The 20,062-nt window shown below is 59.7% G+C and carries 17 protein-coding genes; all 17 read right to left on the minus strand.

The window, feature by feature from the left end:
* Positions 1–24: 24 nt before the first annotated feature.
* Entirely contained in the window at positions 25–378 is a 354-nt protein-coding gene (locus ACOJB8_RS25360; RefSeq protein ID WP_342948811.1) for a DUF3304 domain-containing protein, read from the minus strand.
* A gap of 89 nt (positions 379–467) precedes the next feature.
* Complete coding sequence (locus ACOJB8_RS25365; RefSeq protein ID WP_342948810.1) at positions 468–755, minus strand: PAAR domain-containing protein; 288 nt, start codon at positions 753–755, stop codon at positions 468–470.
* A gap of 96 nt (positions 756–851) precedes the next feature.
* Positions 852–1,577, minus strand: coding sequence for a hypothetical protein (locus ACOJB8_RS25370; RefSeq protein WP_342948809.1), 726 nt, complete (start codon positions 1,575–1,577; stop codon positions 852–854).
* Positions 1,578–1,893: 316 nt separating this feature from the next.
* The gene (locus ACOJB8_RS25375; protein ID WP_342948808.1) at positions 1,894–2,430 is read right to left on the minus strand and encodes a hypothetical protein; all 537 of its coding nucleotides are present in this window, start codon (positions 2,428–2,430) and stop codon (positions 1,894–1,896) included.
* A gap of 231 nt (positions 2,431–2,661) precedes the next feature.
* Entirely contained in the window at positions 2,662–3,297 is a 636-nt protein-coding gene (locus tag ACOJB8_RS25380) for a hypothetical protein (RefSeq protein WP_342948807.1), read from the minus strand.
* A gap of 20 nt (positions 3,298–3,317) precedes the next feature.
* Positions 3,318–3,794, minus strand: coding sequence for a hypothetical protein (locus ACOJB8_RS25385; RefSeq protein WP_368618867.1), 477 nt, complete (start codon positions 3,792–3,794; stop codon positions 3,318–3,320).
* Positions 3,795–3,920: 126 nt separating this feature from the next.
* A complete protein-coding gene (locus ACOJB8_RS25390; RefSeq protein WP_342948805.1) occupies positions 3,921–5,276 on the minus strand; it encodes a hypothetical protein in 1,356 nt (451 codons plus the stop codon).
* Between the two features lie 418 nt (positions 5,277–5,694).
* Entirely contained in the window at positions 5,695–6,357 is a 663-nt protein-coding gene (locus ACOJB8_RS25395) for a hypothetical protein (protein WP_342948804.1), read from the minus strand.
* Entirely contained in the window at positions 6,354–7,760 is a 1,407-nt protein-coding gene (locus ACOJB8_RS25400; protein WP_342948803.1) for a LysM peptidoglycan-binding domain-containing protein, read from the minus strand. Before ACOJB8_RS25400 ends, ACOJB8_RS25395 begins: the two co-directional genes overlap by 4 nt.
* A complete protein-coding gene (locus ACOJB8_RS25405) occupies positions 7,757–10,519 on the minus strand; it encodes a type VI secretion system Vgr family protein (protein ID WP_342948802.1) in 2,763 nt (920 codons plus the stop codon). The genes ACOJB8_RS25400 and ACOJB8_RS25405 overlap by 4 nt, the downstream gene beginning before the upstream one ends.
* Before the next feature lie 2 nt (positions 10,520–10,521).
* Positions 10,522–11,643, minus strand: a complete 1,122-nt coding sequence (tssA, locus tag ACOJB8_RS25410; RefSeq protein ID WP_342948801.1) for a type VI secretion system protein TssA — start codon at positions 11,641–11,643, stop codon at positions 10,522–10,524.
* A gap of 69 nt (positions 11,644–11,712) precedes the next feature.
* The gene (tssH, locus tag ACOJB8_RS25415) at positions 11,713–14,373 is read right to left on the minus strand and encodes a type VI secretion system ATPase TssH (protein ID WP_475014918.1); all 2,661 of its coding nucleotides are present in this window, start codon (positions 14,371–14,373) and stop codon (positions 11,713–11,715) included.
* A gap of 31 nt (positions 14,374–14,404) precedes the next feature.
* Positions 14,405–15,490: a type VI secretion system baseplate subunit TssG gene (gene tssG, locus ACOJB8_RS25420; RefSeq protein ID WP_342948799.1), complete on the minus strand. Its 1,086-nt coding sequence runs from the start codon at positions 15,488–15,490 to the stop codon at positions 14,405–14,407.
* The gene (gene tssF / locus ACOJB8_RS25425) at positions 15,454–17,292 is read right to left on the minus strand and encodes a type VI secretion system baseplate subunit TssF (RefSeq protein WP_368604420.1); all 1,839 of its coding nucleotides are present in this window, start codon (positions 17,290–17,292) and stop codon (positions 15,454–15,456) included. The genes tssG and tssF overlap by 37 nt, the downstream gene beginning before the upstream one ends.
* 69 nt (positions 17,293–17,361) lie before the next feature.
* Complete coding sequence (gene tssE / locus ACOJB8_RS25430; protein WP_475014920.1) at positions 17,362–17,841, minus strand: type VI secretion system baseplate subunit TssE; 480 nt, start codon at positions 17,839–17,841, stop codon at positions 17,362–17,364.
* An 81-nt stretch (positions 17,842–17,922) separates the two neighbouring features.
* Positions 17,923–18,426 (minus strand): Hcp family type VI secretion system effector, encoded by a 504-nt coding sequence (locus tag ACOJB8_RS25435; RefSeq protein WP_028206760.1) that lies wholly within the window; start codon positions 18,424–18,426, stop codon positions 17,923–17,925.
* A 140-nt stretch (positions 18,427–18,566) separates the two neighbouring features.
* Positions 18,567–20,060: a type VI secretion system contractile sheath large subunit gene (gene tssC, locus ACOJB8_RS25440; protein ID WP_069266629.1), complete on the minus strand. Its 1,494-nt coding sequence runs from the start codon at positions 20,058–20,060 to the stop codon at positions 18,567–18,569.
* Between the last annotated feature and the right edge of the window lie 2 nt (positions 20,061–20,062).

Genomic DNA, 20,062 nt, shown 5'->3' on the forward strand with positions numbered 1-20,062 from the left:
GGGACGGGAGACGGGAAGGCGAACTCACTGTGTTTTCTCTTCCGGCCCAGGACGTTCATCGACGTATTCTTTGGATGCTTCAGCCACGGCGGTTTCATTTGGATACACATGCACCGTGAGTACTCTGGAGTCTCCCGGCAATTCCCGCAAGACGGCGGTTGCATGGATTCTTTCGCCTAATCTTGGGGCGCCCTCTGGCCCTCCCAGCGAATAATCGATCGAAATCGGGCCAGGCTTCACCTTCACGCAGCAGACGGTCGAGCCACCCGCACCGCCTGGGTGATAGGCCATATAAGCACCACCTGCGTATTGACCGTTGACCGCGACATCGTAGATCGCGCGGGGCCAGTAGTTGTAGATTGAGACGTCGATGTTCATCGGCCGCTCCGAGCAAGCGGCGAGCGGCAATACGGACAGCAAACCGACGAGCAAGCGGCGGGTTAAGGTGTTGAACGCAGCGTCATACATCATGCATCGACGGACATGGACTGCTGCGATGCCATAAGCTTCGGCGGCGGATCGCATTTGCAAATACAGAGGTCATCGCTCAATGCCGCATGTCGTCCATCGGGCGCGGTCATCACCTGACGCGGTCCATCGCATTTGATTTTGCCCGTGGTGTTGCATGCGGGGCATTGCACATCATCACCCTCGTGAGCGACATCACGGCTTTCGAACTGGATCGAGGTTGGCGTGGCGACCACAGTACCGTTTGCCGTGGTCTTGTCGCCTTGAAGTATCAAGTAACGTGGCATGGTTCACTCTAGTTTGACGACAAATGGGGTCAGCTGACAATCACGCGTCGATCAATATGACCTCCTGCGACGCGACGATTTCGGCGTCTGTGCGCATTAGCGAACGTCATCACTAACAACGATCACTGATTTGCCTTGCATTCGCTCCAGCATTTTGGGCAAACGTATCATCACGATATACTGCCTGACGCCGAGTCCGGCGATCCATTGCGATACGGGAAAGAGAATCAGGGCGACTAGCAGGATCGGGCCGTGCGAACCCAAAACAGGCGCCAGAATTCGCGCGATCACCAGCGAGAGAGGCGCGATCAGCAGCACCAGATACATGTGAAACTTTCCAGAGGGGCTGCGTGAACTCAGCACTACCTCCAACTTGGCGATACTTTGCAGCCGATACTGCAAGACACTTCCTTTATCCTCAAATGCCTCCTGAACGAAGCGCGAGGTCGCTAGTGCCCTGTCGACATCTCGCGCTGTAAATGCCATCCAGTAGCCGGTCAGAGTGATACCGATCGCGAGACCACCAGCCTGTACGTACAGAGGCATCGGCGCGAACAGAAAGTAGAAAAAAAAGCAAACGATGCCAAAAAAGAAGTAAAACGCCGTCACCATGATCGTATTCGCGAGTCCCAGAGAAACGAGCCTGGATTGACCTCTGTCGATCAAAACAATGGCGCATGGTCCCACAACGGTAACTATCAACATCGCCGTAGCCAGCCAGAAAGGCGCTAGGGACACACGAAAAGCCAGCGCGTAAAAACCAAAGGCGATGGTGATCGAAACGACATTGACGAACAGCGTTAGCGGAATCGTCTTCTTCACTACGTTCCAAAGCGCGGTCTTTGCGTGAATCACGGTCGTCTCGGCGGCGAATTACATTTGCAGATACTGAGCTACTCAGCCACCAGTACGGGCTTTCGGCGATCCTTCGCGAGTTGTCTCGGCAAAATGACCATCACGACAACGATGCGAACCAGCAGCCCCCCCTAACCACAGCGACACCGGCATGCCCAACACCGCCAGAAAAAAAAGAACACCGTTCGTTCCAGAACTGGAACTCAGGAGCCGGCTCAGAATAAGGCAAAACGGCGCAACACCGCAGACGATCCAGTAATAAATCTTCGGGAACGGCAAACGTTCATTGTGGAGTTGGATCGAACAGCATCATTCCTGGCTGGATCCGGAAGCCGAGGTCGGATCCCTGATCGATAAAAGCGCGCTCGACAAAAGAAGTTGTCGTGATTGTATGAAGGACGCTTCGTTTGATGATGATCAGCCAGTACAACGTGAATGCGATGCCACCCAGAAGCCCTGGCCATTTAACCACCGGATGCAGTGGCGCAAAGATGAAATAGTAAAAGTACGCAAAAATGCCGAAAAAGAAATAGACCGCGAATATGCCGATCGACTGGACCAGCCCACACACCCACAGCAAGTTCGTGCGGCGGTACATCATGTAGATCATGAAGGGCGAGAAAGAGCACGTCAAAGTGACGAGCATCGCGAATTTCCACGGCCACCCAGAGACCGCAAGATCGTCGGCATAGGCGGCATATGAAACGCCGGTACCAAGCAACGGCAAGAGCAGGCTCATCGGTGCGACTGTTCTCACCATGTCCCGCAGCGAATCCTTGGGTGCCGTCTGCAGCGTTGCTATCGACTGTCTTCGTGGCATGTCTTTGCTTTCTTCCAGTGGATACCCGTCATGATCGAATGCACGCCAAAACCGTGAAGGACTACCTCTTCTACGAGGGAGGATTGCCGCGGCTGATGACGGCGACGGGCGCTGAGCGCTATGCGTCGACTGACATCGACTGCTGCGAAGCCACAAGCTTCGGCGGCGGATTACATTAACAGACGCAGAGATCGTCGCTCAACGCCGCATGCCGGCCGTCTGACGCCGTCATCACCAGGACGCGTCCTGTCGAAGGTGAACTATCCCGGGCAACCCGTTGAAGTCATCGATCGACATGTCGAATTGCTTCGGCGATCCGCTCGGCGCACCGAAAGCATACGCGTCATCGATCCTCCACGAACCTGTTTCCTTTACGAGAATCAGATCCGTCCGGCCGATTCCGTAGTAGCTCGCGCCACCTTTAACGATCTCTGCCCAATCGATCCGCACGCGCACGCGCGACGGGTTTACCTGAAGAATTCGGACCGGCTGTGTAATCTCTAGTCGAGCCTCATTGCCATAGTTCGATGGATCGGAATCTATTTCGGAGTCCCACAATCTGGCATCGAGCATGCCTGTTGCCTTGACATCCCCAACGCACGATTTGCGCATTTTGTCAAACAAGGAGCGTGAAAATAGCGGCTTAAAAATTCGCGTATAGGCCTCAAGGCGGAACTCACGATTGCGTACTCTGGGATCGACCGGTTGTCCATTGTGATCGATCTTACTGAAGACGCATGAAGCGTCCGGATGCGACAACGAATAGTATTGTTTGACCGTTGCGTTTATCTGTGCACCATCGGCCGCTGAAATTGCGACCTGCTGTGCATGAGCCATACCCCAACAGGCCGACAGCACAATTGCCACGAATAAGGCAGCTCGCTTTCTCAATTGTTGAACTCCTTCACGTACTTATCGAAATCTGATTTTAGCTGCGCCATTGTATAGCCTTGGTCCTGGCTAGTGCCAGGCATACTGGCCCATTCGCTTCGAAGCAACGCAACTGCCTTTTCGATTTCGCCGGTTCTCACGTAACCCAGCGCTGTCGGTTGTGGCTCTCTGGTGGTCGGGTCAAGACGTCCAGGATGCCCCTCCATGAGAAAGACTGCGTACCTGTCCTGCGTAGCGGGTTGAAAGTCGGCCGGCAAAGCGCCCATGTCGGGCCTTTGGCCGGCCATCCAAACCGCTCGGGTCATCTGATACGCTCCCTGGTGGTGTGCGCCGGGTGGATAGGTCGATAAATCCCTGATTCCGCCGGAAAGCGAGTAAACACCTTGCGACGCGTAATAGGTTTTCGAATCGCCTCCCAACTGAAAAAATGTCTTTGCTTCACGACTGCGAATAATCTTCAGGAACGCCTTCATGCGCGCGAGCGGCAATGGATCGCTAAAGCCCGCCTTGCGATATATGCCAACTGGTTCGTAATAGTGTCGCGTACCGTTTGGGTTCCTGCCGCCCACGCACAGGTAGTTGCGTTTGAAATCACTAACCTAGTAATGATACGTCCGAATGTCGATATGACCAGGCTGACCTCTTCCGTCAGCTGTTTCAGTATCACCAGCAACGTGATAGACGATGACATCACCAGGCAGTGCCCAGCGCGCGTCGGGGAGTTCACTCATGACATTCTTGAATCCTTGCGACTCTAGAAAGGCTCCAGCAACTTTTGCGTAGCTGCCACCTGCGCCTTCGAACTTGCCGTTCTTTTCACGAATGAAGCGAATCGCATCCATCTTCCACAGTGCGATCTTCACAAACATATAGCACTGTCCCTTCGATTCTTTCGAGGCTTTCGTACCATATTTGATCGTGCCGTCAGCAATTTGCTTGAGATTCACGACGGTCGATGGGGACGGCATAGTATGTGTCGTCTGCTCCTCCACCAGCCCACTGTTCTTTCTCGCGATGGCCGCGGTATCCAGGACGCTAGCGGATTGCCCCTGATCGGCGCCCCGCGGTGCCCGTTTCGCGGGGGCGATGGCGCCCTTACCGGCGACAGGATTCGACTCGACGCCCATCCAGTCCTCGATGAAATGCCACGCCGCGTTGATTTTGTGCCCAGCCCAATCGGCCCATGTCTCTAGAGGCTGCGCCTGCGGGTGACCTACAGCATCGCGCTTCGTCGCAACGTTCGGCGTAACCGGCGGTTTGCCCGATCCGCCCTTTGGCGACGCTGGCTTTGATTCCGGTTTGGATGCGCTGGTCGTTTTGCTAACTGCGGCCTTGCTTGAAGTCGCAACGGCATTCGGCTTTGGACTTGTCGCCGTATTTCCGACGCCGGTGGTCAATGTCGTTGTACCCAGCGAACTCACCGACGGTGCAGGAGCTACTGAGCCCAGTGGCGGCGCAGTTGTGTTGGTCGGATCGACTGTACTGCCCGCGCTATTGGCAGCCGGCGAAGCACTGGTGTCCGCGGTCGGCCTATCGCTTTCGGCAGGGGTACTGCTTGCGTCGTCAGCATACGCAGGATGCGTTGCTAAATTACCTGTTTCTGCCGGTGCTTCGGGAGGTGGCTCCTTGTATACGTCGGCATCCCCGCCTCCATGGAGTTCGGTGGATGTTTTCAGGAGCATGCTCGGGCTCATCAGCGTGACTGTGGTGTCGGCGCTGGGAATGGTAAAGCACGCGACCTGCTTATACTCGCCGGTATCCGTCTTCACGGATACAGAACATTCGGCGCCGGTGTTAAATGTCGTCGGAGCTGACGAGCTGCCGTCCTCGCCGGTGGAACAATCAACTGTCGCACTATCGGACTGCACGCGGTAAGTCAGGCCGCTAATCGGGCTACCGTCCAAACCGACAAACCTGTATTGCGTTTTCGGCGGAGAATCGGAGTCCGTTGACATCTGAGTGTCGGTAGATGAATCCTCCGCAGGCGTTTGCGATGTTGAGGCAGCAGTCCCATCGGCGCCGACGGGTTGTGGCGTCGCGACTCCCGTTCCGTTCGCGGCGGCCTTGTCGTGATGAAGTATCCGGTAACGTGGCACGGTTCATCCCGGCTTGACGCCAAATAGCACGATAAACTGGACATCACGGATCTGATCGAGCAATCGATTTCACGTTTGACCCGGCGGCCCGGCATCCAGAGGCGAATGCTGCGAGCATCGTGGCCGCTAAAAAAGCAATCAAATAGCGTCGCATGTGTTAGCGCGTTCTGTAGTTGGCAACGACGGATAGAGACGATTCCTGACGCACTAGCACTGGATACTCGTGCAACATCGGCAGAATGTCTCACGGGTCAATTGGATTCCTTGCGAGGCAGCCCTACTGTCCTAATCGTACGGAGAGGTCGGAAGATTTCACCCATCGCACGAGGCCCCCTCCCTTACCGAGGTAGTCGATTCTGGACCAGCTGGAACGCGTTTCAAGCACGGCCACAGGATCTAGTCGAACGAGATAGGCCTTTGTCCTGCTACTGTCTGCCGGCGCGGAATAAAGAATTGATTTCGGGACTGCAACGTAGTTGATGACGCGCCACGGTTGTGGCGTATCCAGTTTCAGAAAATCGCCCGTCGCAATAGTCGGCACGTCGCAATTGGGTAACGCGCCGGACAAGGTGGCAATCCAGGTACCGTCAGACCGTTTCTTCAGGGCAACAGACGCGCCCGCCTCATCGGCCTTGCCGCGTTCCGTGGGATACCAGGTATCGAGTTTCACCTCGCCGGCAGACGACAGCTTGCCTGTGAGAAAAAAGCGACAAGTTGGATTTGCGTCGGGGTCGTTTGATGCGGGCTGAGTGAACGGATTATCAAAAAATCCAGAGACCCGATCGCCATCGAAAGACAAGAACAACTTCCTGTAGTCAAGCTGCGTTCCAGCCACTGTCCGAAGCGTGTACGCACCTGATTGTTCTTCACTGCGGGCAACGTTGAATGCAGACAGCATGATCAAAGCCATGCCGATCGTCTTTACCCTGGTTACTTTCACTTGCCCTCCTGCGCATTGCGCTTTGCGTCCGCCTTCTGCAGTGCTTCAAAATTTCTCTTCATCTTTCCATCATAGTCGTTCTCGGCATACGATGGTCCGTTGTAACGGGATGCAAATTTGGTAAACTCTTCCTTCTGGATGGCCTTCAATAGTACCGGATCGGCCTTGACAAAATTCACAAATCCGTCAAGATGCGCTTTTTCAGATCGGGAAAGGGCTCTCACCATGGCTTGTACTGAGTCATACCCTAGCGTTTTGTAGTTGGAGCCCATAATCTGGAACGCTCCCCAGGAACATGACTCCAGTGCCGCTGTGTCATCGAGTCGAAACGCCTTTCTCAGTCGGCGATAGCTATCCTTATAAAAATCCCGATCGTCAAGGAGCACTCCTTCACGCAGCAATTGTTTGCCCGTTTCTGCTCCCGCAGCGTGAGATTTATCCTTGTCGTCATATCGCACCCAAACATCGACGGCAGCGGCCGTCCCGTCTGTTTTGGTCAGCGTCTCGGATTTCTTGTAGTACTTCTTTTTCAGGCGATAGTAGCCCACGGGATAAGAAAGATCGGGATTTGTGTCCCAATACTTCTTTCCAGATAGCCGATAAAAATAATGCCGCTCGTAAAGAATCTTGGGGACGGTGCGCCCATCCACAATAGTAAAGCTCCCCGAACCGACCTCCGTCTCATGGACTGCTTTTACGGCGTTGACGTTGCAGCTCAGCGATTTAGCAGCCGCCTTATAGTCATCTTCGCAAATCGGATCGCCGGTATACTTGTCAAGAAATTCATCAAGAGACGCATCATCGCTGGTCGCCTTCAAGACTGAAGCGCCGTTCTTGTCCTCTTCCAGTTTGGTCTTGACACCTTTATCGGGTGCAAACCTCGATGAGGTCTGGCTTCCTAATGGTGCCGCCTTAGGACCTGATTTCGCGCCATATTCAGACACAGCTGCATTTTTTGGATGGAGGACTGTCTGTGCGGTTAACTTGAGCCGAGGACTCACAAGCGTAATAAGCTTGTCGTTCATCGACGACATTGTTACATGGACAATCTTCCACTCACCGTTCAGCTTTTGAATGAGGAACTCAATCGTTTCGTCTTGGGTCGACGGCCAAAAGTCCTCTGTTTGCCCACCGGCTCCCGTCTTGCCAGACACTTCGCGGTCGGCGCCCTTGATACGATAAGAGACGTTCCCGAGCGGATTATGATCGGCATCCAGTACATGCGCACGCACTTTCCCAGATTTTCGCTTCGGAATCTTGAGCGTCTGTCCCGCACGCAACGCACGAGGGTCGCCTATACAGTTCGCTTGTGCGATGGCCTGCCAGGTTACACCTTTTTGCTGAGCGATCCCACTCAACGTGTCGCCGGGTTGAACGACGTAGTTGCCATCCTCATTGGTCATGCTTGACCTCGCAATGCCTGATCATCAGATAGGTGCTCCTCCTCGGAGACACGCCATTTCTCACTTTCTACCCACACGTCTACCTGCTGAGACTCTCTGGTAAAAAAGCGGCTTCCCACCCCGAATTGGTCGGTTACACCGCTTGCTATAACTGTTCCTTGTTGATCCGCAACGTAATAAGGCGCGTTCGCCCACAAATGCGCGTAATCTTCGGAAACAACGTCAAGTCCAGAAAGGTCGAGGAGGTTGCTATACCGTTGTACGTCAACAGGTATCGGCAACGCTGGGATCGGATAATTCGCTTGCGTAGGTCCCGCGAACGAATGCTGCGCACCCTTGATATCGATCTTCCCAGGAGCATGAATTTCTATGTTGCCATCCTTGATGCGGATATAGGCCCCGCCTGACGTCAGCAGGATTTCCTGTTTCGCGGCGGCTTCGATATTCTCTGTCGCGGAAAGCACCTTGACCGTCTTCTGTGCAGTCAACTCGATGTTGTCCGAGTGCGCCTGAACTTCGACCTTGCCCTTAGCCGCAAACAGTTTCATCCCCGCGTTCTGCACGAACAGACTGATCTTCTCGGCAGCGCTGGCTACAAGCGATTTCCCGCTGGCGATGAACGTGCTCTGTCCACTAACCAGGTTAGTCTGCTGATCACTCGCCAAGTGCACTGACTTTTGCGTCGACAGCGCAATACCGGACGGACTCGCAACCAGCATCACAGGCGACTTGAAAGCGTTCGCATTGCCGGTGCCACCTCCAGCCGTTCTACCACCAGACGATGCCCCACCCTGCGCACTGCTCTGTGTCGCATCGGTAAAGGACTTGAGCGCATCGTGCCCGTCACTGAGACTCTCCGCCTGATGCGCCTCGCTAGCCTGCGACATCGACTCGACCACGCTCTTGGCGCCCATGAGTTGCTGTCTGGCCTCGCTCACGTCCAGTTGCTGGCTGCCAGCCTGTTTAGGATGCGTCGCGACGTACAGCCCCTGCGAAGCACGCACCGCACCGTACGAATCCGTCTTCAGATCGAATCCTGATCCAAGGTATGAACCGCGCGTATTTCCGCTCTGGTCGATCAGATACCCCAGATGAAGCACACTGTTCCCCGTACTGCTGTACAACCTCGCCCGATTCTGCCCCGTCGCATCGTCGAGCACCATTTCATTAAAGCCGGAACCCGAATACTCCTTCGACCGGTAGCCCGAGAGAATACCGTTGCTGTGCCACTGCGGCTGGACACTCCCGTTGTAGACGCGATGCAGGACGATGGGCCGATCGCAATCTCCGCCCACATACCCGATCAGCACTTCCTCGCCAACTCGAGGAACGTGAACGCTACCGTAACCGCCCCCCGTATCCGACTGCGCGACCCGCACCCAGCACGAAGCGCCCGCATCTCCAGAATTCTGCCGGTCCCAGATGAACATCACCTTCACGCGGTTCAGTTCGTCCGTGTAGACCTCTTCGCCCTGCGGACCAACGACGATAGCCGTCTCCAGGTGCATTTCTGGCTTCTTGTGCTCGAACGGGCTGCGGTACGGAACCGTCACGCGCTGCGCTTCGACTTCGACCAGATAAAAACCTGCGGAACCGTCTTCCTGGGTAACAGTTTCTCCGGTGTGCCCGGATTTGGCCCTCGCCAGTTCGTTCTGCAAGCTGGGCGGAAAGCTCGCTTCGTGGTCCGAAAGCGGCAGGTTGTTCTCGATGTACCGGCGCACCTTGATTGCCGCGAATTCCCGCTGGCCCGCCGGATCGTGATCGTGCTCCGGGTGACCGGTCAGTTCGAAGCGCAGTCCCGCATCCATACCGCGAACGCCACCCGCCGCATAGAACCGTTTGGCACGCGACTCCCATTCTTCCAGATGAACTCTTGAAAGGTGTTCGCCACGAGTCTGGTCCGAGTATGTATATGCACCGGTATATTCGTAGACCTCAGCTTGCTCGGGCAGATTCCCCTGGTTCGCCATCGTCGGCAGCGTTGTCCCTTTGGGATTGACCGCGGACGACGGCGTCTTGTAGTCGAAAGTGCGCGTCGTGTGCACGGTGCTTTGCAACGTGCGCGAGCCCGACCACTGCGTAAAGGCGTCCGTTTCGCTGCCAGTGCCGGACCGGTAGAACGTAACCGGATTAGGCGACACCTCGTCGAGCGAATGAATGTCGTCGGTCACGACCAACGTATGTGACTTGCCGTCCTTGGCCTGACGCCAGAAGCCGAACAGACCCTCTTCTTCTAACAACCGGTGAATAAAATTCCAGTCGGTTTCGCTCTGGCGACAATACGAGCGTTGCGGCAGCGGCTTGCTCAAGGCGAACTGGAACTGGCCGCGCGCCTGTGGATGCTCGTTGAATACGTCCGTCATGATGGCGTCGGCGCTCTTGTCCTGCCAGTACCGCATGTCGCTGCGGAACCTAAGAAAGTGCATCCATGAGGCGTAGGTCAGCTGGTAACTCGTGAAGCTGCCATCTGCGCCGAGCCTTCGGGCCGTATGAATATAGCCGTTGACCGGAAGATAGGACTTGTCCGCTTGCTGAATCCACAGCGTCATTGGCTGCGCAATGAGTTTCTTGAGTTCGATGTCGCCCGCCGTGGACACCAGATCGAGCGTGCCACTGAAATCGCGCCCCAGCTCCGAACAAAGAACCGCCCTGCGCGGCACGAGCGCACTATCCGGCAAGGCTGGAATATCGGTCTTGATCAGGCGGTCCTGCTGGATCAGACCGCCCTGAATGACCTGAACAAGTTCAGTGAGATTCATGCTCAACTCGCATCATCCGTCTTCACACCAAGCATCTCGCGAATCTGCGCGAGCGTGCCATCGTCTTTCACCACGGTCGAAAGCCACTTGTGCAGCGGCATTTCCGCCCATTCCGCCGCCTTGTCCGCGAGATAGGCGGCGGGGCTATGCGGTTCGGTCTCGCGAAAGAACACCGCCACCGCACGCAGTTGCGCGACGGCTTCGGCACGGCTCTCTATGCCCGCGTACGCACGGACCGGCATTCGAATCGGATTCGCCATGGTGTCCTCAACGGCCAAAGGTGTCTTGAAGCTTGGTTCCGCGCGTTCGACAGCCACGGGCGAAGCGGCCGGCTGCACGGAAGGCTCCAAGGCCTCCGCATTCAGGTTCACGCCCACGTCACGCGCGAACCGCTCCGCAAGTCCATACACGCTCTCGCTGGCCTCGCGCGCTTGCCGGAAGCTCGGCGCCGCATCACCGGCTCGCGCCTCGAGCACCATATCGAGCGCAGCGAGAGCGGCTTCGAATGCTTTCAACTGCGTGAGCAACGTTCGATAGAACGAAGCCGGCGTGGCCCGCTTCGAGGCGTCGATCTGCTCCACCGAAGGCTTGCCGCGCGCGATATCGTCAGCGTGGTCCGGATCGCGCTTGACGGCCTGCGCGACGTGCATCGCGACATCCCAGTCGATCGCGCTGAAAGCCACCCCCGACTGCGTGAGCGGCACCGAACGCAGCAATTCCGCCGTGCGGCCCGCAAGCCACGCGACATTGCCGAGGCGGTACTCGGTATCGTCGCCTTCGGGTAGCGGATGCACTTGCTCCCAAAACTGCTCGACCAGTCCACTCAGGAGCGCATAGCCCTGCGTGAGCCCCGGCACGCCCTCCTGAATCGCGAGCGCCTCGGTAAGCCACACGGCGAGCCGCAAGTCCTTCGTCTGCGTGCGCAGCAACGCCGTGCAGCGTTCGACGACGAAAGGCCAGTCGGCTTCCTTGATCTCGGTGATCCACTCGCCCTGGTCGAGCGACGGGTCATCGAAGCGGCGTGCATGCTGGATCGCGTCGAAATCCGCCGAAAACAGCAGGTCGGCGCCGCACGGCGACGCTTCATTAATGGGCGCTAGCAGCGCGGTCGTGTCAGTCGACATGGCGTTCTACAGAAGGGCTAAGGCGTCGGGCTTCGAGCGAAGCATGGGGGTCGCGTATCAACGTCATGGTCATTGCACCGCGTACTTGAACTCACCCGCATCATCGGCGCGCACGCTCACGCGCGCGAGCGACGTGCCCTGCGCGATGCGCTCCAGAACCTGCTGTGCGAGTTCCGGCAAGAGCGTGCCGTTCAGAATGTGATCGACGTTGCGCGCGCCCGAATCGACTTCGGTACATCGCGCAAGCACCGCATCGACGAGTGACTCGTCCCATTCGAATGTGGCGCCGTGGTTTGCCTCGACGCGGCGGCGAATGCGCTCGAGCTTCAGCTCGATGATCTCCGCGAGCACGTCGTCGGAAATCGGGTAGTACGGCACGACTTTCATGCGGCCGAGGAAAGCGGGCTTGAACGACTTGTACAGTTGCGGGCGCAGCAACTCTGCCAGCGCTTCAGCGTCAGGCAGTTCTTCAACGGACTTGTTCAGGCAGGCCTGCATGACCGCAGTCGAGCCCACATTCGACGTGAGGATGATGAGCGTATTGCGAAAGTCGATCGCACGGCCTTCGGCGTCGTCCATCGTGCCTTTGTCGAAGACCTGAAAGAACATTTCCAGCACGTCGGGATGGGCCTTTTCCACTTCATCGAGCAGCACGACCGAATACGGGTTCCGGCGCACCGCCTCGGTCAGCACGCCACCCTCGCCATAGCCTACATAGCCGGGCGGCGAGCCCTTCAGGCCCGATACGCTGTGCGCCTCCTGATACTCGCTCATGTTGATGGTGATGAGCTTGCGCTCGCCGCCGTACAGAATGTCGGCCAATGCGAGCGCCGTCTCCGTCTTGCCCACGCCGGACGGTCCCACGAACATGAAGACGCCACGTGGCTTGTTCGGGTCCTCCAGATTCGCGCCCGCCGTGCGCACGCGCTGCGCGATGGCTTCTAGCGCATGATCCTGGCCGATCACGCGCTCGGCCAGCAGCGGATGAAGATTCAGCATGGTCTGGATCTCGTCCTTCACCATGCGGCCCAGCGGAATCCCGGTCCATGACGCGACGATTTCCGCCACCACGTGTGCGTCGACCTGCAGCGGCACCATCGGCGCGTTCTCCTGCAGCGCGTGCAGGCGCGCGATGAGCGGCGGCAACGATTCGCGCGCGGCATCGGCTTCGCGCATTCGTTCGGATGACGTACTGTCTTCGCGCGCCGCGTCGATCTGGCCGCGCAGTTTCGTGATCTGCGCCACGAGTTCGCGCTCCTCGGCGTGGCGCGCCTCGCTTTCTGCCAGTTCGCGAGCGGCAGTGTCCCGCGCCTCGCGCAGCGCCACGAGGCGCCCCTCATGCTCGGCGCCATGCACGGTTTCCCGCTCGAGCGAGGCGATCTCCGCTTCGATACGTTCGATGCGCTTCTTGCCGTCATCGATCGCACCAGGCGTCGCGCCCTGCGCGAGCGCCACTCTGGCGCACGCGGTATCGAGCACGCTCACGGCCTTATCGGGTAGTTGCCGCGCGCTGATATACCGGTGGGAAAGCCGCACGGCCTCGGTAATCGCCTCGTCGAGAATGCGCACGTCGAAGTGGCGCTCCATGAGCCCCACCATGCCGCGCAGCATGGCCGCCGCGAGCGTTTCGTCGGGCTCCTCGATCTTGACCACCTGAAAACGCCGCGCCAGTGCCGCATCTTTCTCGAAGTAACGCTTGTACTCGCTCCACGTCGTCGCGGCGATCGTGCGCAGCTCGCCACGCGCGAGCGCGGGCTTGAGCAGGTTCGCCGCATCGTTCTGGCCGGCCTGACCGCCTGCGCCGATGATCGTATGCGCCTCGTCGATGAAGAGCACAATGGGCTGCGCACTCTTCTTGACCTCGTCGATCACGCTTTTCAGACGGTTCTCGAACTCGCCCTTCACGCTCGCGCCGGCCTGCAGCAACCCCATGTCCAGCACGCGCAGCGCAACGCCGCTCAGCGCCTCTGGCACATCGCCCGCGGCGATGCGCAGTGCGAGCCCTTCCACCACGGCCGTCTTGCCCACGCCCGGCTCGCCGGTGAGGATCGGGTTGTTCTGGCGGCGGCGCATCAAGATATCGATCGTCTGACGGATCTCCGCTTCGCGCCCGATCACCGGGTCGACAAACCCTTCGCGCGCACGCTGGGTCAGGTCGGTCGTGTAGGTGTCGAGAGCAGGCGTTTTCGACGCAGCGACACTTGTTGCGCTTCCGACCTCGCCACCAGCTTCTGCCGCGCCTTCGACAGGCTCGACCTCGACCGAACCGAGCGTCACCTCATCAAAACGATGCTTGAGTTCGCCGACAGGAATCTCAGCGAAACGCGCCGACGTGCGCTGCGCGAACTGCGCGAGATCGGGCGCGCTCAACAGCGCGAGCAGCAGATGACCGGAACGGATGCGCCCGATCTGCGAGTCGAGCGACGCGATCAGCCAGGCCTGCTCGAACAGCGCGATCAGATGCGGGGAGAACACCGGTGTGCGCGTGTTGCCCGTCTTGAGGCGTTGCAGTTCGCGTTCCAGATCCGCACGCAGCGCATGCGCATCGACGCGCGACGCACGCAGCACGCATGTGAGGTCGCTGGCCGGTTCCTCGAGCAGCGCGAGCAGCACATGTTCGAGGTCCACTTCGTAGTGCCCGCGCGACAGGCACGCACTGGCCGCACGCTCGGTAGCCAGCCGGCAAGTCGTGTTCAGCTTCGCGATCAGGGTTTTCAGGGGCGTGCTCATGTCGTCCGGTCCGGCCTCGGGTCTCGTGTGTTCAATGAATGACGTGCAGTTCGTAGCGTGCGTCGCGGCGCTCGCGGTCGGCTTCGTGCGTGCAAAGGAAAGCATCCCAGCCCAGACGCGCGCCGGCGCCCAGGCGGCTCGGCCCGACTTCCTCGCGGCGCAGCACCAGCAGCACCTCGTATTCGAGCGTCACGCGCGCGAGCAGCGTGAGCATGCGTTCGAGCGCGAGCGCGTGTTCCGCGCCCGGCAGGAAGGCCTCATAGTCGGCCTTCGAAAGCGGCCCGATCACCAGGCGCGCACGCATGTCGCGCTGCCAGACGCGCTCGCCCGCAAGCGCCGTTGCACCGAGCATCACGTTGCGCTGGCCGAGCATGGAAAGCTGGTCGGGCGGCACGTCGTACCACTTGCCCACGAACTGCTCGACCTGCACGGGCACGCCGAAATAGTCGGAGAGCGTCTGGCGCAGATACGCGGCGGAAACCGGCTGATGACGCGCGGCCACCGCATGCCCCGCGATCGCCTCGTCGAAGAGCGCGCCGCCGCCGTCCTGCAGGCTCTCGCGCGACGCGTCGTTGGCCACGCCCGCAAGCGCGAGCAGCAGTGGCAGATAGCGTTCGTCGCGATCGAGTTCGTAGTGCAACGGCAGCCGGTACTTTTTCCACGCCGAATAGAACAGCGCCGTGGCGCGGTTCGAGAACACGTCGAAAAACTCGCGTGCCGCGCGGTCGCGCCGCAATTGCTCGCGCGCGACGATCTGCTCGGTGTAGTTCAGCGGCAGCGCGCCTTGCGCGCCCAGCAGCCCGAAGAACGCGGGCGTGAGATCCACGCGTTCGAGTTCGCCTGCATCGAGCGCCGCCGTGCGCTGGCCGGCATCGGCCAGCGGCGCGCCAGCCGCGTCATAAGACACGGCACCCGCGATCTCGCTGGCAGGAAACGCGAGCGACAGCGTGTTGCGAAAGCCGATACGCTGTGGGAGCACGTCACGCTGCCGCGCGCCGGCCTTGTCGACGAACCAGCGTTCGAGCAGGCGCACCGCCTGGAAAAAACCAAAGCGGTGCGGCTCATCGAGCAGCCGCTCGATTACGCCAGAATCGATTCGCCGCTGCGGGGGCTGCATCGCATGATCTCCTCGCCGGTGCGCCGCGAAACGACGACCAGTTGCACGAAGCTGTTGATGTGCACGTAAAGCCCAAAAAACACGTCGATGACGCGTACGAACGTTCCGAGGCTCGTGCCGACGAAGTGATCCTCATCGACGGTCAGGCGGATTTCGATGCCGCGCACGAAGGTCGCGAACGGCTTGCCGGGCAGCCATTGCACGGCGGCGCGCTGCTCGACGTCGACGATGCCGTCCACGTGCCGCGCCGAAACCGCCGTGCGCCGCAGGTCATAGAGCGCGAGCATTTCCTTGAGCGTCGTGGCGCCGTGGTTCACGAGCGAGACGTGATTGAGCGCGAGATGCGAAATGAGCCGCCAGTGCGCGGCCTGGCGGCGCTCGAAGCGCACGCACGGCGTCGGCCGCATCAGGAGCGCGATGCTGCTCGCCATCGCGCCGCCCTCCAGAAACAGATCGCCGCCTTCGAGCCCGGTCGCGAGCGCAGTGGGCAAATCGCGGTTGGTACAGGTCAGATCGAGGCTCAATGTTTCGTTTTGCTCGGTATCGACTTCGAAGTCGATATCGACGATCGAGATTTCGGTTTCGTAGCCCGGACTCTTTTGCGCGACGGCTTCGTCGCGCCGGGCGAACCAGTAGTGGCCGGCCCGCATCGATTCCCCATGTCGCAGCGAATAAAAAGGCCGGAACTCGACGACCGTTTCTTCGTGTGCGCGTTGCCGCACCAGTTGCACGGAGTCGATCGAATAAACTTCATAGGCGAACGCTCGCCGGCCCTCCGCCACCACCGGATACGAGACCGCCTGATGATCGAGGCGAATCGGCTCGCCGTGCTGCTTGAAGAGGTTCACCACGGGCGTGCAGAAAAGCCGCAGATGGTGCGCCGCGAGTGCGTCGAGCAACCGTGCCACGTGCGAGTCGCCGCGCACGTCCTTGAGCACGATATGAAGCGTGAGTCGCTGGCAGCGGCCCGCCGCGGCGGTCATTGCCGCGAGGTCGAAGTCGACGAAATCGAACTTGTCCGGAAACGCAAAATACTCCGTGAGCAAGCGGTACGCAGGGTGCGATTTCGCGGGATAGTCGATCAGCGCGTCAGCCGCGTCGAAGCCGGCTTGCGCGAACGGCAGCGCGGAGAGCGCGCGCCAGCGGCCATTGCGTTCGGGCTCGGCGTAGGCGGCGATCGCGTGCACGAAGAGGCAATCGCCGAGCGCCGCGATGAACGACTGCTCGCCGTGCAGGTAAGTGCGCAGCCCGCCGCTTCTCCACGCAGAGAGGTCGAACTGCGGCGACGTCGACTCGAACGTGATCGACAGGACGCCGGTTGCATTCGGCGGGAGCACGGTCGCGCTCGGTGCGATCGCCGTCGGCACGTAGCGCGCCTCCGAAATGCGGATCGGCGCGAGTGTCACGTCATAGGCGGTGCGAAAGCGGCATTGCACGCCGCGGATCGGCCGGGACTTCAGTTCCGTGCCGCGCTCGATCACGGCCGGCTCGGTGAGATTGCCGAGCGCGCCCGCGGCGCCGAACTGGGCGATCGAGCACGAGGGGAATGGGCGCAAATAATGCGGGTAGAGCACCTCCAGCAGCGCCTCGGTGAACTCCGGGTAGTCGTCGTCGAGTCGCTTGTTGATGCGCGCGCCGAGCAACGCGAACGATTCGATCATCCGCTCGACGTGCGGGTCTTCGCAGTGCTCGCCTGTCATCGCGAGGCGGGCCGCGATCTTCGGGTAGCGCTGGGCGAATTCGCGCGAATAACGCCGCAGGAACGACAATTCGCGCTCGTAATACGGCAACAGCTCTTCCATCGGTACGCTCCCGCCCCCCAAAACTACCTTTGTGTCATGCCATGTCGCGCGCCGCCGGTCGCGGCCGCGTCATGCTTTTGCGCGTGCGCGCGTGACCGAATACTGCAGCGTCGATGGCTGCAGCATCGCGTCGAAACTCACCGGCTCTTGCGCCGGATGCACCACTAACAACGCCTGAATCGCGAAGTACAGTGCGTTGGTCGAGCGCTCGTTCAGTTCGAGCGTCACCGTTACGCGCTGCAAACGCGGCTCGTGCCGCTCGATCGCCTGCTGGATCGACTTGCAGATGAACGTGCGGTCGTAATGACTCGCGAGGCTCAAGCCAGCGAAATCGTTCAGCCCGTAGGTCAGGATCGAACGGCGGCACTCGGGCAACATCGCGAGTTCGTGCTCGGTGAACGCGATGCGCGAATTCAGGATCGACTCCAGATCGCGCGCAACGGTCGCCTTGAGCTCTTCGATCGAGAACTGCCGCAATGCCGCCGGTGCCGGCGAATGCGGATCGTCGTCGAAGAGCTTGTCAAGCAGTCCTGGCTCGAAACGCTTCATCGGTTCAAATAGAGTCGGTCAGCCAGATGAAACCGGCGCAGGCATTGCACGCGATCGCGCGCGCCGCCTGCGCACGCCGCGTCAGACCGCGTAGGTCTTGTCGTTCTTCGTGAGGCTCCATGCGCCTTGCGCATTGCCGCCCTGGTTGCCGCCGATCTTCTGCTGCGTGTACTTCCACTGCACGGCCGCATACTTCAGCGAAAACTGCTCCGTGGGCAGCCCTTCGCCGACCACTTCCGGCGTGATGCTGGAAATGATCACGTATTTGAGCTTGATTTCGAGGTACTTGATGCGGTTACCCTCGCCGTCCGAGCGCATGAAGTCGATCGTGACTTCGTCGAAGGTCGTGCCGCCCGAAGCGTGCTGATAGAGCAGCGGGCTCACCACGTCGATGTCCTTCAGGAAGCGCATGTCGGCATGCTCGCAGCGCTCGACCGTGTGACCGCCCGCCGTCGAGGCCGTTGCCGAACGCGGCTGCAGAATCGAGTGATTCCACGAATCGATTTCGATCCAGCCAGCATGGTCCTTGTCCTGCGACTCGCCCTTGATGGCCGGATTGCCGAATTTTAGATAGATGTCCTTCATAACGCCTCGACTCCCCAGAGTGGTGGTTTACGGTAGTTTGCTAACGCGGGCCCGAGGGCGATGCCCCCGGGTTGCTTCCCGGTGCGATCCGCTGGATAGCGGACCGCTCCTGCTCAACTCAGTTGCGCGCTCGCGCGGTTTTATGCATTCGCCGGCTTCGGCAGATCCGCCACGAGCCGCAGCGAAATCGACAGTTCGTCGAGCTGGAAGTGCGGCCGCAGGAACGCGACCGACCGGTACGAACCCGGCTTGCCCGGAATCTCGCTGACCTGGATCGATGCCTCGCGCAACGGAAACTGCGCCTTTTGTTCCTGCGAGGCGTTGTCGTCGAGCAGCACGTACTGCGAAATCCAGCGGTTCAGGAACACTTCGACGTTCTGCGCGGACGCGAAGCTGCCGATCTTGTCGCGCATCATCGCCTTCAGATAGTGCGCCACGCGCGACACCGAGAAGATGTATTGCAGCTGCGCCGAAAGCACGGCATTCGCGTTCGCGTTGTCGGTACTATATTTTTTGGGCTTCTGCACTGACTGTGCGGCAAAGAACGCGGCGTAGTCCGAGTTCTTGCAATGGACGAGCGGAATGAAGCCGAGGTCGCTCAGTTCCTTTTCGCGCCGGTCGGTGATGGCGATTTCGGTCGGGCATTTCAGCGCGATCTCGCCGTCGTCGGTCTTGAACGTATGCGTGGGCAGGTCTTCCACGAGGCCGCCGCCCTCCACGCCGCGAATCGCCGCACACCAGCCGAAGTCGTCGAACGCCGCGGTCAAACGCGCCGCAAAGGCCCATGCCGCGTTACACCACAGGTATTTTGCGTGATCCGTGCCGTCCACGTCTTCGACGAAATTGAAGCCTTCCGCCGTCGCGCCGTCCTTCGGATTGAACGGCAGGCGGCCGAGAAAGCGCGGCAGCGTGAGACCCACGTAGCGCGAATCTTCTGCGTCGCGGAACGACTTCCACTTCGTGTATTCGACAGTGTCGAACACCTTGCCGAGATCGCGCGGCTTGCCAAGGTCGGCGAACGACTCGAGGCCGAGCAGTTCCGGCGAGGCCGATGCGACGAACGGCGCATGCGCCGCCGCCGCGACATGCGACATCTGCTCGATGAAATACATGTCTTCGGGCTGGCGCGTCACTTCGTAGTCGCCGATCAGCGCACCGAAGGGCGCGCCGCCGAACGTGCCGAACTCTTCTTCGTAGATCTTCTTGAAGAGCGCGCTCTGGTCGAATTCGACGGCGGTCTTGAAGTCGCGCACGATGTCGCGCTTGGGCGCGTGCAGCGCCTTGATCTTGATGGTCGAGCCGGTATTGCTTTCCTTGCACAGATACTCGAGGCCGCGCCAGGTGCTTTCGAGCCCCTGGAATTCCGGCGCGTGCATCACGGCACTCAGCTGCGCCGAGATCAGGCGGTCGAGTTCGGCCACGCGGGCATCGATCGTCGCGGAAAGATTGCTCGAGACGATCACGGTGCCTTCCAGCACCTGATGCACGAGCTCGCCAATGAGGTCTTTCGCGCGAGCGTGCTCGGATTCGGATTTGGCCACCTTGCTCTTTTCGACGATCTCGTCGAGCAACGAGGGCGCGGCCTTGGCTTCTTCCAGGGCCGGTGCGCGAACTGCGCCAGTCTGCTGATTCATGT

It is taken from the genome of Paraburkholderia sp. BR10141, assembly GCF_056155635.1.